The organism is Geobacter anodireducens (assembly GCA_001628815.1).
GTDB lineage: Bacteria > Desulfobacterota > Desulfuromonadia > Geobacterales > Geobacteraceae > Geobacter > Geobacter anodireducens.
The window spans coordinates 25,332-37,751 of sequence record CP014963.1; the positions used below are offsets into that span (position 1 = coordinate 25,332).

Genomic DNA, 12,420 nt, shown 5'->3' on the forward strand with positions numbered 1-12,420 from the left:
GAACAACCTTGCGAAAGCTAGCACATCACCCTAGCCTTTTCAAGAGATTTCTGGCTTCGGCCAGGACCCCCTCGAAGCTGGTGTCGGCCAGTTCCGCCACGAGACGGAAGTCCGGGGTGAACTGATACCGCGTGGGGTTTCCTTTAATGAGACCGATAATGGTGTCGGGCGAAACCGGGGTCTTCTCGTGGAAGGAGAGGCAGAGCCGTTTACCGTCGAACTCGGCCATCCGGACCAGGAAGTGCTTGAGCATGATCCGCAGCTTCATCACGTCCAGGAGGTAGGTGGCCGCCAGCGGCAGCGTGCCGAACCGGTCCACCAGTTCCTCCATGACCTCGTCCACCTCCTCTTCGGCCGCGGCCTGGGTCAGTTTCTTGTAGATGACGAGGCGCTGGTTCGGCTCGCGCACATAGTCCTCGGGGATGAAGGCCGGCACCCGCAGGTTGATTTCCGGCTCCACCCGCTCTACCGGCTCCTCGCCCCTGAGTTTCTGGACCGCCTCTTCCAGGAGCTCCGTGTAGAGGTCGAAGCCGACGGCGGCAATGTTGCCCGACTGCTTGGCCCCCAGGAGATCGCCGGCGCCCCTGATCTCCAGGTCGTGGGTGGCCAGGCGGAAGCCGGCCCCCAGCTCGTTCAGCTCCTGGATGATCCGGAGCCGCTCCCGGGCATCGGACGAGATGGCTCCTTCGCCGGGGATGAGGAGATAGGCGTAGGCCCGCTGCCGGGAGCGTCCTACCCTCCCCCGCAACTGGTAGAGCTGGGCCAGGCCGAAGGTGTCCGCCCGGTCCACGATGAGGGTGTTGGCGCTGGGGATGTCCAGGCCCGACTCGATGATCGTGGTGCAGAGCAGAAGGTTTGTTTCCCCGTGCATGAAGCCGAGCATCACCTTCTCCAGCTCGCCCTCGTCCATCTGGCCGTGCCCCACGGCGATCTTTGCCTCGGGCACGATGCGGCGCAGATGTTCGTACCACGCCCCGATGGACTGGACCCGGTTGTGGACGAAAAAGACCTGCCCTCCCCTTCTGAGCTCCCGCAGGACCGCTTCGCGGATGAGCTCGTCGGAGGTGCGGGCCACGAAGGTCTTAACCGCCAGCCGGTCCACAGGCGGGGTGTCGATGATGGAGAGGTCGCGGATGCCCATGAGCGACATGTAGAGGGTGCGGGGGATGGGGGTGGCGGTGAGGGTCAGGATGTCCACCGCTGCCTTGTACTTTTTCAGCTTCTCCTTGTGGGTGACCCCGAAGCGCTGCTCCTCGTCCACGATGAGGAGCCCCAGATCCTTGAACGTCACATCGCTCTGGAGGAGCCGGTGGGTGCCGATGATGACGTCCACGGTCCCCTTCTTCACCCGCTCCAGGATGTCCTTCTGCTCCCTGGGGGTCCTGAAGCGGGAAACCATCTCGATGGTGACCGGGTAGGCGCCCAGGCGCGTCCTGAAGGTTTCCAGGTGCTGCTGGGCCAGGACCGTGGTCGGCACCAGGACCGCCACCTGCTTGCCGTCCATGACCGCCTTGAAGGCCCCCCGCATGGCCACTTCGGTCTTGCCGTAGCCCACGTCGCCGCAGACCAGCCGGTCCATGGGCCGGTTGCTGGTCATGTCGGCGATGACATCTTCGATGGCAGCAAGCTGGTCGGAGGTCTCCTCGTAGGCGAAGGCGGCCTCGAACTCCCGGTAGAGATCGTCGGGGGGGGAGAACCGGTGCCCCTCGTGGAGCTGGCGGGCCGCGTAGATCCGCAGGAGCTCCTCGGCCATCTCCTGGACCGCCGCGCGGGCCTTGCCCTTGGCCTTTTCCCAGGAGGTGCCGCCGAGCCGGTCGACCCGCGGTTCGATCCCCTCGGCCCCCACGTAGCGCTGCACCAGGCTGAGCCGGTCCACCGGCAGGTAGAGCTTGTCCCCGCCAGCGTACTCCAGCAGCAGGAAGTCGCTGGCGCAGCCGCTGAGCGAAAGGTGCTGGAGCCCACGGTAGATGCCGACCCCGTGGTCCAGGTGAACCATGTGATCGCCCGGCTTCAACTCCGCCAGGGAGGTCATGATCTGCTTCTTGCGCAACTCGGTGATGCCGCGCCGTTTCTGGCGCCTGCCGAAGATCTCCTCTTCGGCGATGACCACGAGCCGTCCTTCCGGCAGCCTGAACCCGCGGGAGATTTCGCCGATAACGATGTCCACCCTGCCGTCGTCCCGCTCCCGCTCCGCCGGGAACGGGCGGTCCGAGACGGTAAGGGGGACCGGGTAATGGGCCAGCAGCTCGTACAGCCGCTGGGCTTGGCCGCGCTGGTGACAGGCGACGATCACCCGCTGCCGCTCCTCGATCCAGCCGGTGAGGCGTGCGGCCAGCGGCCGCAGGACCCCTTCGCTGTCGGGCGAAATATCCGCCTTGAGGTCGGCGTTCGTCTCGGTGGCGATGTCGATGGTCTCCGGGGAGTCACCCTCGTTCAGGTGCAGGAAGGGGATGGTTGCCAGTCTCCCCGCAGCCAGGGCTGCCGCGGTGTCCGTGGGGGCGAGGAAGAGGCTTTCCGGCGCGGGAAAGAGCTCGCCCCGCTCCCGGGCGCGGCCCGCGGCCTCTTCCAGCTCCCGCGAGAGCCGTTCCCCCTCCTCTTCCAGGGCTGCCGGATCGACCAGAACCCGCACGGCATCGCCGGCATAGTCGAGCAGGGTTTCCAGATTCTGGTGAAAGAGGGGGAGGAGCCATTCGACTCCGGCCGGGTAGAGGCCGTTTTGGAGCTGTTCCAGCAGCTCGCGGCGGACCAGGGGGGATATCTCCAGATCGTCGCAGCGCGCCTTGATGCGGGACGCCGCCCCCTGAAGGGTATCGGCAGTCAGGAGCAGTTCCCGCGACGGGAGCAGCAGCAGTTCCTCCAGGGGCTGGAGGGAGCGCTGGGAGAGCGGCTCGAAGCTCCGGATGGTATCGACGAAGTCGCCGAAGAATTCGATCCGCACCGGCAGATCGAAGCCCGGTGGGAAGATGTCGACGATGCCGCCCCGCACGGCAAAGGTCCCCCGGTCCTCCACCAGCGGCACGTTGAGGTAGCCGAGGGTCACGAGCCGGGACAGGAGCTCGTCCCGGTCGCTCTCTTCGCCGGGCAGGAAATAGAGTGAGGCGCTGTCCAGGAGAGAGCGCGGCACTACCCGCTGGCGCAGAGCCTCCGGCGTGGTTACCACGGCAGCGGTCCTGCGGTCCGCCAGCCGGCGCAGGGCTGCCAGACGCTGGGCCGTCACGTCGGCGTGGGGCGATGCCTTTTCAAAGGGCGAGGTGTCCCAGGCGGGAAACAGGAGGATGTCGTCGGGTCTCCCCGTGAAGAACCGGAGTTCAGTAGTGAGCTCGGCTGCGGCATCGGCATCCGGGGCGACCACGAGGAATGGGGCTCCGGTCTCCCCGATGAGCCGGGCCAGCAGGTAGGCTGGCGACGACCCCCTGAGCCCGGCAAGGGTGAGCCGGGCGGCAGGGGGAGTGAGGCGGTCGGCGAGGCGTTTGATGAGGTCGGTATCGGTCTGTGTCATTGCTCGGTTCGTGTCGGATTGCTGGGCGGCCATGATCGCCGGAACAGGATAGCAGATAGGCGCCGGGCTCGCCAATCACATCATGGCGGCGCCCAGTTCACCAAGGGTATGGATGGCCCGCTCCACCCGATCGTCCCACCAGGCGGCGTTCAGGCGGATGCAGTTGCGGTACTTGCCGGTGGCCGAGAAGATGGGTCCCGGCGCAATGGTGATACCCCTGGTGAGCGCCTGCTCGTAGAGAACCAGGGAGTCGACCCGCTCGGGGCATTCGACCCAGAGGACAAACCCCCCTTCGGGCCGGGTCACGCGGGTGCCGGCCGGGAAGGCTCGCCCCACGGCCTCGGCCATGAGGGACATCTGGCGGGCGTAGGTCCTGCGGATGCGCCGCAGGTGGTGATCATAGCCGCCGTTGGCCAGAAACTCCGCCACGGCAAGCTCCGTGGGTGTAGAGCAGGCGATGGTGGTCACCGCCTTGAGCCGCTCGATCTCCTTCTGGAAGATCCCCGGCGCCACCCAGCCGACCCGGTAGCCCGGCGCAACGGTCTTGGTGACCGATGTGCAGTACAGGACGAGCCCCGCCTCGTCAAAGGCCTTGGCCGCCCGGGGGCGCTCCGGGGAGAAACTCAGATCACCGTAGATATCGTCCTCGATGAGGGGAACCCGGCGGGCCGCCAGCATCGCCACCAGTTCGCGCTTGTGGTCGTCGGGCATGAGACTTCCCAGGGGGTTGTTGAAGTTGGCGACCACCAGGCAGGCCCGGATCGGGGTGTGATCAAGGGCGTAGCGCAGGGCGTCGAGGCTGATCCCCGTGCGGGGATGGGTGGGGATCTCCAGGGCCTTGAGCCCCATCAGGTCGATGGCCTGCAAGAAGTTGTAGTACACTGGCGATTCCACCGCCACCGTGTCCCCGGGACGGCAGATGGCCCGCAGCGACAGGACCACCGCCTCGATGCAGCCGGAGGTGGTCACGATCTGGTCCGGTGCCAGGGCGCACCCCACGGCCAGCATCCGCCGGGCGATCTGGACCCGCAGCCGCTCGCAGCCGGGCGGCATGTCGTAGGAAACGCTGGCCACGGCATGTTTCCGGCTCTCGGTGGCGAGCATCCGGTTGAGCCGGTCCACCGGCAGCAGCTCGGGATTGGGAATGGCGGCGCCCAGCGGGACAAGGGCCGGGTTGCGGGTATCCCGCATCACCATCATGGAAAGTTCCGCCGTGCCGACCGTCGTGGGTTTCAGGGGGGGCGCCGTCATTTCCGGCTCGGCAGTCGAGCCGGGGAAGCGGGCTCTCACGTAGTACCCCGACTGGGGGCGGGCCTCGATGAGCCCCCGATCCTCGAGGAGCGTGTAGGCCTCCATCACCGTGGTGAGACTTACCTGGAACTGCCGCCCCAGGGCCCGCACCGACGGAATCCGGTCCCCTGCCCGGAACGTTCCCTCGCCGATGAGCTGGGCTACGCGGTCGGCCACGGATTCGTAGAGGGGTATTTTGCCTCCGCCTTTCATCGTGTTCATCGCTAGCGTCATGGTTCTTGCCTCCCCGGGTGCGTGTTTTCCTTCCGGCACACTCCGTGGATGAAAGTATACGTCGCAATTCCGTATGCCGAATAGACACAGTCGTCCTTCAATTAAACCATAACAGTTGGCTAAATGTCACTATTGTATGTGTACAGATGCGCCCTGCCCTACCCTGTGCCGCGGAAAAAATATGTAAAGGAATCGGAGGATGATCCGATAAGCGAGAGTAGGGAAAGAGGCATGATGCTCTCCGCTCCCCGCTTCAAACCCACGAGAGGCAAGCGTATTCGACTATGCCGAGGTATCTGCTCAGGCTATTCCTGTCGCTCATGGCGGTGGCGTTCATCTGGGGCCACGCCGTCGAGTCCATGGCATCCGCATCCGGGCGGGGGGGTAAAAAAAGGCCCCTCGGCTACGAGGAGTACGTCCGCCTCATTTCTCCCCGGACGGGCGCACCCCGCAAGGCTGCGCGCAAGGAACCGCGCAAAGAGTCTCGCAAACCCAAAGTTGAGGTTGCTGCGGCTGAAAAACCGGCTGCGGCCCAACAGCCCGTGGCAGCGGCTCCAGCGCCGCGCCGTGCCGTAACACCCGCGTCCGGCCGGGACGGATGGCGTCCTTCCCCCGAGCAGGTTCACGAGATCCTTCGCACCTCCCGCAATCTGGCGGGAGCCATCCTGCGCGGCGCCGTATTGGCCGGCTTCGATCTGCGAGGGGTAACCCTGGCCGGAGCCGATCTCTTCGGCGCGAACCTGGCGGGAGCCAATCTCGATGGAGCCAATCTGCGGGGTGCGTCGCTGGAAATGGTAAATCTGCGGGGAGCCAGTCTCAGGGGAGCCAACCTGGCCGGCGCGGGGCTGTTCAAGACTGATCTGGAAGGGGCCGACCTCCAGGGGGCCAACCTTTCGGGCGTGTATGCCGTGTGCGCCAATCTGCGGGGTGCCAGCCTGGCGGGCGTTACTACCGTTGGCGGCCACTTCGCCCAGGCGGCCTTCGATGGCAGGAACCAGGATACCGCGGTGGTGCAGGCACGGGGAGAGGATGCGAAGCGGAGTGGCGTCGTCCCTGTTGTGGGAGGAGAAAAGGCGCTGCCGTCGGACAGCGAAAAGGGGCGGGTCCTGCTTCTGGATTTCTGAAACCGCCGCTGACCATGTCGGGAACCTGAACGGAGCCGGCCCTTTGGGGACCGGCTCCGTTTGTTTCAGCGGTCCGCGCCTTCCTCAAGATATTCCCGCGAGTAGCGCACGTAGTTGTCTGCCGAGCGCCTCAGCCAGGCAATCTCGTCGGGGGTCAGGTCGCGCTTGTACTTTGCCGGCGCCCCCACCCAGAGGGTATGGGGCGGGATGACGGTCCCCTCCGTCACCAGTGACCGGGCGCCTACGAGCGCTCCTTCGCCCACCACCGCATTGTCCATGACCATTGCCTGCATGCCGATGAAGGCGCCATTGCCGATGGTGCAGCCGTGGAGGGTCACGCTGTGCCCGACGGTCACGTCATCGCCGATGACAAGGGGGGCTCCCGGGTCGTCGGCGTGCTTTTTGTGGGTCACATGAAGCATGGAGAGATCCTGGATGTTGCTCCGGGCGCCGATGCGGATGAAGTTGACGTCGCCTCGGGCAACCACGTTGTACCAGATGCTGCTTTCGGGGCCGATGGTCACGTCACCGATCACAACGGCGGTTTCGGCAATGAAGGCCGACGGGGCGATCTGCGGGCTCATCCCCTTGAAAGGGCGAATCATGGGATACCTCTGGCTGTGGTGATAGGTCCGGTGTCAATCCCGGGGGATGGCGATCATCCGGTCCAGGGCGCGCTTGGCCGGCACCCGGATATCTTCGGGGACCTTCACCACCGGCGACATGGCCTGCAGGCTCGCCAGCACGTCTTCCAGTGAGGTCAGCTTCATGTTGGGGCAGATGAGCGCCGGCGAGGCGAGGATAAACTCCTTGTCCGGATTCTCCAGGCGGAGCCGGTAGAGAATTCCCGCCTCAGTGCCGATGATGAACCGCCGTGCCGGGCTTTTACGGCAGTATTCGTACATACCGCTCGTGGAGCAGACGTGGTCCGCAAGGGCCACGACCAGGGGGTTGCACTCGGGATGGCAGATGAAGAGGGCGTCGGGGTGCGCTTCCTTGAGCCTCTGTACGTCGGCGGGCTTCAGCCGCTCGTGGGTGGGGCAGAAGCCGTCCCAGAAGTGGAACGTCTTGCCGGACTGCTTTGCCACGAACTGCCCCAGGTTACGGTCGGGAACGAAGATCACCTCCGGGTCCGGGAGGGAATTCACCACCTTGACCGCATTGGCCGAGGTGCAGCAGATGTCGCTGACGGCCTTCACCGCCGCCGAGGAGTTCACGTAGGTGACAACCGGCACGTCGGGGTGACGGGCCTTCATCTCCAGCAACGCCTCGGCGGTTACCATGTCTGCCATGGGGCAGCCGGCATCCATGCGCGGCAGAAGGACCGTTTTATCCGGCGAGAGGATCGAGCCGACTCGGCCATGAAGTGAACCCCGCAGAAAACAATGACGTCCGCGCCGGTGCGGGCCGCCTCCTGGGAGAGAGCGAGCGAGTCGCCGGTTATGTCGGCAATCTCCTGCACCTCGTCCCTCATGTAGTTGTGGGCCAGGAGCACAGCGTTACGCTCCTTCAGGAGCTTCCGTATGCCCTGGCTGATGTCGTTGGCGTGCATGGCGCGCTCTCCCGTGTCACAGGCGCCCGTATACGGCGCGAAATGGGGTAGATGGTAATCAATGTTCGCCGCGCTGTCAAACCCTTTAGACCGCCTTCTGCAGGCTGCGCTTGACATAACTGGGCAGAACACCTATTATTTTCACAGCCGCGCGGTCTGGTTTCTGTTGCGCGTGCAGCCAGATGCGGCGGATCGGAGGCACCGGCTGCCGAAAAGAGGAGGAAGGACATCATGTTTGGAATCGGGATGCCGGAGCTTATCGTCATACTCGTCATCGCCCTGATCGTCATCGGGCCCCAGAAGCTCCCCGACATCGCCCGTTCGCTCGGCAAGGGGCTGGCGGAGTTCAAGCGCGCCTCGGACGATTTCCAGCGGAACCTGGCTGAAGAGGTCCGGACGCTGGATGATAAGGAAAAGGCGGAAAAGGGGGAGGCCGCTGCCGAGCCTGTCAAGCGGGACCTGGCTGCCGAGGTAAAGGCCTACGAGGACCAGGCCGCCAGTGGGGCGCATCAGGGCGGACCGGCCCCGGTTGCGGGCAACCCGGAATCCGAGGAAAAAACAGCCTAGAACATCGTTGGTCAGGGTACAGAAACAAACAAGGCGGGGTGAAAACCCCGCCTTGTTTCATTTCAGCTCCTTGAGCCTGTCTTTTGCCCGTTTGGCCTCCTCGGAGGCGGGGTAGTCGTCCACGAGCTTGCGGAGGACGAAGCGGGCGCTTTTGGCATCGCCGATCTCAGAGAAGGCCGCTGCCTGCTTGAGCATGGCGGCCGGCACCTTTTCCTTGCCCGGGTAGTTCTTGATGACCTCCTGGAACTCCAGGATCGCCTGTTCGAATTTTTTCTCGCTGTAGTAGGTTTCGCCCGTCCAGTACCGGGCGTTGGCCGCCAGTTCGTGCTTGGGATGCTGTTCCAGGAAGCGGGTAAAGCTTTCGCGGGCAACGCCGTAATTTCCCGCCCGGTAGGCGTCAAGACCCTTCTGGTACAGGGCTTCGGGAGTCGGCTTTTCCGCCTCCTTCGGCGGGGTTGCCTGCTCGGCAACCTTTTTCTGCAGCGCCTCGATCCCTGTCTCGGTCTTGGCCAGGCGCTGGTCAAGGGCCGTAAGCCTGCGCTCCAGATCCTCCCGCAGGAGGGTCAGATCGTCGCCCGGTTTCTTGGCGGCGAGCTTAACGTCGTCCAGGGTGCCCGCAAGGACTTGCATGTCCACCTTTATCCCGTCCATGGCCGCCTGCAGGTCGGCCAGCCCCTTGCGTACTCCGGCCCGTTCCGAGTCCAGGTCCTTGAATGAGCTCTCAATGCGTGCAGTCGCCTCGGTCCGTACGCCGCCGACCTCTTTCTCCATCTGGAACTGGCGGTTCTTGAGTTCGTCCAGATCGCGCCGGACAACGTCAAGGTCACTGCTGGTGACACACCCTCCGAGGGTGAAAAGGGCCAGGGCAGTCAAAGGCATGGTCAACTGTTTCATGGGCTAATCGGTCTCCTTTGGCTGGAGGGACGGTGTTATCATAGAAAAAGGGAGCCGTCAACGGCTCCCCTTCGTGCCAGCCCTTGCGGGATTATTTTACGATCACGAATTCAGCCCGCCGGTTTTTCGCCCAGGCCTCTTCGCTGTGGCCGGGGTCGAGGGGTTTTTCCTCGCCGTAGCTGATGATCGACAGCCGTGCGGCCGGCACGCCCAGGGTGATCAGGTAGCTCATGGCCGCCTTTGCCCGCTTTTCACCAAGAGCCAGGTTGTATTCGTCGGAGCCGCGCTCGTCGCAATGCCCTTCGATGGATACCTTGGCGTTGGGCATCTTCTTCAGCAGCGCCTCGGCATTGCGGGAGAGCGTGTCGCGGGCGGTCTGGGAGAGGACGAACGCGTCGAACTCGAAATAGATGCGTTCAAGGGATGTTTCGGCGGCCTCGGCTCTGCCTGAGGTGTCCGATGTCTGTGAAGCCACCGCCACGGGGGCTTCGGTTATGGTCTGGGCTTTGACCGGTTCCTCTCTGGGCTGGGCAGGCTGCGGCGCCGGCGATGCGGGCGCGGCGGCAACCGGCGGAGCGGCCTGGTCGGGTTTCACCATTTCCTTCTTTGCGCAACCGCCGACGAGAGACAGGGCGAAGCAAGCCAGGGCAACGACACCGAGTGTGCGAGAATGCATGGTTCCTCTCCTTTTCGTTAATGCAGTGGTCGGGCGGGTACGACCCGCGCCGCGTTAACGCGATCAATTATATATAATGGTGATGCTTTTTCAATGGTTTAGGCAGTATACCCCCAAAAAACAGGGTGTTACCATCGTGGTGACCAAGCCGGATGGGATGCTTTTCCCTTGCTTCGGTAGACCCGCGTCTGGCCGCTGCCGTCGGAACGCATGACGTAGATGGCTTCGCCTCCGTCGCGGGTGGAACTGAACGTCAGAAACCGTCCGTCCGGGGACCAGCGGGGATGCTCGTTGCTTCCTTCGCTGGTGAGGCGGGTGTCGTCGGTTCCGTCCGGTGCGATGGAGTAGATCTGGAAGCCCCCCTCCTGACGGCAGTAGACGATCCTGTCTCCCTTGGGCGACCAGCGGGGCGAGACATTGTAGGCGCCGCTGGTTGTGAGCCGCCGCACGTCGGAGCCGTCGGCGTTCATGATGAATACCTGGGGCTTGCCGAGCCGGTCCGAGACAAAGGCGATCCGCTTGCCATCCGGAGACCAGGCGGGTGAAACATCAATGGCCTGGTGGGTGGTGAGCCGTCTGGGCTCCCTGCCGTCCCGGGAAATTACGTAGATTTCGGAATTGCCGTCCCGGCTCATGGCAAGGGCCAGTTGTTTGCCGTCCGGGGACCAGGTGCCGGTAACGTTGATGCCCCGGTGTGACGATACCACCGCTTCCGTTCCGGTGAATATTTCGCGCCGGAAAAGATCCGGATTGCCGCGACGATAGGAGGTATAGGCGAGCTCACGGCCGTTGGGGGAAAAATCGGGGTTCAGGTTGATGGAGCGGTTCTTCGTGAGACGCTGCACGGTGTGCCCGTCGTAGTCCATCAGGTAGATCTCCTTGTTGCCGCTCTCGGTGGAGACAAAGGCGATCTTGCCCGTGAAGGGGCCCCGTTCCCCGGTCATTGCCTGCATGATGTCGTCGGAAAAGGTGTGGGTGATCCGGCGCAGATCCGAGCGTTTGCCGGTATAGCGCTTGGCAGCGAGCTCGCGTCCCTGGGTGGCGTTGTAGAGGCGGAACTCCACGGTGACAGAGTCACCGGCGATGGTGTAGCCGCTCTTGACCAGCAGATCAACGCCGGCGTTCCTCCAGGAGCCCAGGTCGAACTCGCCGGGGCGAATTCCCCCCGGCGCGGTGCCCGCCGGCGGAGCCACCACGCTGAAGGGGCCCGCCAAGGTCATGTCGAACCTGAGTACTTCGGCCATGTCCCGGGCCAGGGCGGCATCGTCGGCACCGCCGAGATTCCGTGGATTATCCACGGCAAGGGTGAGGTTGTGCGCCCCCGAAGCGGTCACCTCGCGGTAGACATCCTCGGAATGGATCACCGCCGGCATGACGGCGGCGACCAGCAGGGCGAGGAGCGTGGCAATGATTCGTACGCGTTTCATTATCTCTTCCCTACCCCCTCCGGCCTGAAGATGAAGCCGGTTTCGAACTCCCCCCCGGACGGCGGCGGAGTGAACGTTTTCTCCGCCATGGCGATGGCCTTCATGACCGATTCCTCGAATATCCGGTCGCCGGTCGAGCGTTCGATCCGCTGGCGCGCTACGCGGCCGTGGGGGTCTATGGTCAGCCGGATCACCACTTCGGGCGTCTTTGACTGGTGGGCGATGGTGTAGCGGAAGGCGTCCCTGAGACGTGACTGGATGTACGCGGCGTAATCGCTTCCGGCCTGGGTGCCGGTCGCACCGGGCATTCCTGCCGGTTCAGCCCGGCCGCTGCCGTTCACTTTGCGCCTGAGAGCATCGAAAGCCGCTTCCTGGCGCCGCTCGTCCACATTGCGTTTGAGCGCGGAAAGCCGATCTTCGAACTCTTTGCCGGTGTCGGCTGTGGTGGACGATTTTTTGCCAACAGCGGCAGGAGCGCGGGGTGCCGGCCGGGAAATGGTCATGGCCTGGCTGGCGGGAGGGGGCGGCTCGGGAGGGGCTCCGCCGACCGTGGGGCTTCCGGCTCTCGGAGATGCTACCGGCAGGTTCACCACGTCCACATAGTAGACCGGGGCCTCCGTGTAGCGCGGTACCTGAAAGCGGACGACCAGGGCCAGTGCGGCGAGGGCCAGGTGAAGCAGAGCCGATGCCGCGAACCCCCAGCCAAGGCCCGATTCTCGATGGGTGATACTGCGATTCATTTCCCCGGCGCGGGCTCCGTCACCATGCCGAGCCGCTCGATGCCGGCACCTTTGATTTCGGCCATGGTCTTGACCACCTGGCCGTAGGGGACATCCCGGTCGGCCTTCAGGAAAACCTCCTTCTTGGCCCGGTTTGCCACCATGGCGGTCAGCTTGGCCGTGAGGTCGCCGGAGGCCACTTCGGTGCTGTTCACGAACACCTTGCCGGCCCGGTCGATGGAGACCACCACCGCCTCGTCCTGGGCGGTCATGGCCTTGGTTTCGGCCTTGGGAAGATTTACCTGGACCCCCTGCTGCATCATGGGTGCAGTCACCATGAAAATGATGAGGAGCACGAGCATGACGTCAACCAGGGGGGTGACATTGATCTGCGACATGGTGCCGCGGTCGCCGCTGTTTCTGCTGCCGACTTCCATA

The 12,420-nt window shown here is 64.3% G+C and carries 10 protein-coding genes and 1 pseudogene; 2 read left to right on the forward strand and 9 right to left on the reverse strand.

All coding sequences use genetic code 11. The annotated features are described in order from the left end of the window. Positions 1-25: 25 nt before the first annotated feature. Positions 26-3,499 (reverse strand): transcription-repair coupling factor, encoded by a 3,474-nt coding sequence (locus A2G06_00090; protein ID ANA39059.1) that lies wholly within the window; start codon positions 3,497-3,499, stop codon positions 26-28. 75 nt (positions 3,500-3,574) lie between these two features. Further along, complete coding sequence (locus A2G06_00095; GenBank protein ID ANA39060.1) at positions 3,575-5,011, reverse strand: GntR family transcriptional regulator; 1,437 nt, start codon at positions 5,009-5,011, stop codon at positions 3,575-3,577. Positions 5,012-5,307: 296 nt separating this feature from the next. Between A2G06_00095 and A2G06_00100 the strand changes: the two genes are divergently transcribed. Next, positions 5,308-6,147, forward strand: coding sequence for a hypothetical protein (locus tag A2G06_00100; protein ID ANA39061.1), 840 nt, complete (start codon positions 5,308-5,310; stop codon positions 6,145-6,147). Positions 6,148-6,212: 65 nt separating this feature from the next. Here A2G06_00100 and A2G06_00105 read toward each other — a convergent pair whose 3' ends face one another. Both A2G06_00105 and A2G06_00110 read right to left on the reverse strand, forming a co-directional pair. Continuing rightward, a complete protein-coding gene (locus A2G06_00105; protein ANA39062.1) occupies positions 6,213-6,752 on the reverse strand; it encodes a gamma carbonic anhydrase family protein in 540 nt (179 codons plus the stop codon). A 33-nt stretch (positions 6,753-6,785) separates the two neighbouring features. After that, positions 6,786-7,699, reverse strand: a pseudogene (locus A2G06_00110) (quinolinate synthase). A 231-nt stretch (positions 7,700-7,930) separates the two neighbouring features. Between A2G06_00110 and A2G06_00115 the strand changes: the two are divergent. Next, complete coding sequence (locus A2G06_00115; protein ANA39063.1) at positions 7,931-8,266, forward strand: preprotein translocase subunit TatA; 336 nt, start codon at positions 7,931-7,933, stop codon at positions 8,264-8,266. 57 nt (positions 8,267-8,323) lie between these two features. Here A2G06_00115 and A2G06_00120 read toward each other — a convergent pair whose 3' ends face one another. The 5 genes from A2G06_00120 to A2G06_00140 all read right to left on the reverse strand — a co-directional run bounded on the left by A2G06_00120 (position 8,324) and on the right by A2G06_00140 (position 12,419). Further along, entirely contained in the window at positions 8,324-9,160 is an 837-nt protein-coding gene (locus A2G06_00120; protein ANA39064.1) for a tol-pal system protein, read from the reverse strand. Positions 9,161-9,251: 91 nt separating this feature from the next. Further along, complete coding sequence (locus tag A2G06_00125) at positions 9,252-9,836, reverse strand: peptidoglycan-associated lipoprotein (protein ANA39065.1); 585 nt, start codon at positions 9,834-9,836, stop codon at positions 9,252-9,254. 128 nt (positions 9,837-9,964) lie between these two features. Next, entirely contained in the window at positions 9,965-11,263 is a 1,299-nt protein-coding gene (locus A2G06_00130; GenBank protein ANA39066.1) for a Tol-Pal system beta propeller repeat protein TolB, read from the reverse strand. After that, the gene (locus A2G06_00135) at positions 11,263-12,003 is read right to left on the reverse strand and encodes an energy transducer TonB (protein ANA39067.1); all 741 of its coding nucleotides are present in this window, start codon (positions 12,001-12,003) and stop codon (positions 11,263-11,265) included. Before A2G06_00135 ends, A2G06_00130 begins: the two co-directional genes overlap by 1 nt. After that, the gene (locus tag A2G06_00140; GenBank protein ANA39068.1) at positions 12,000-12,419 is read right to left on the reverse strand and encodes a protein TolR; all 420 of its coding nucleotides are present in this window, start codon (positions 12,417-12,419) and stop codon (positions 12,000-12,002) included. Before A2G06_00140 ends, A2G06_00135 begins: the two co-directional genes overlap by 4 nt. Position 12,420: the final 1 nt, after the last annotated feature.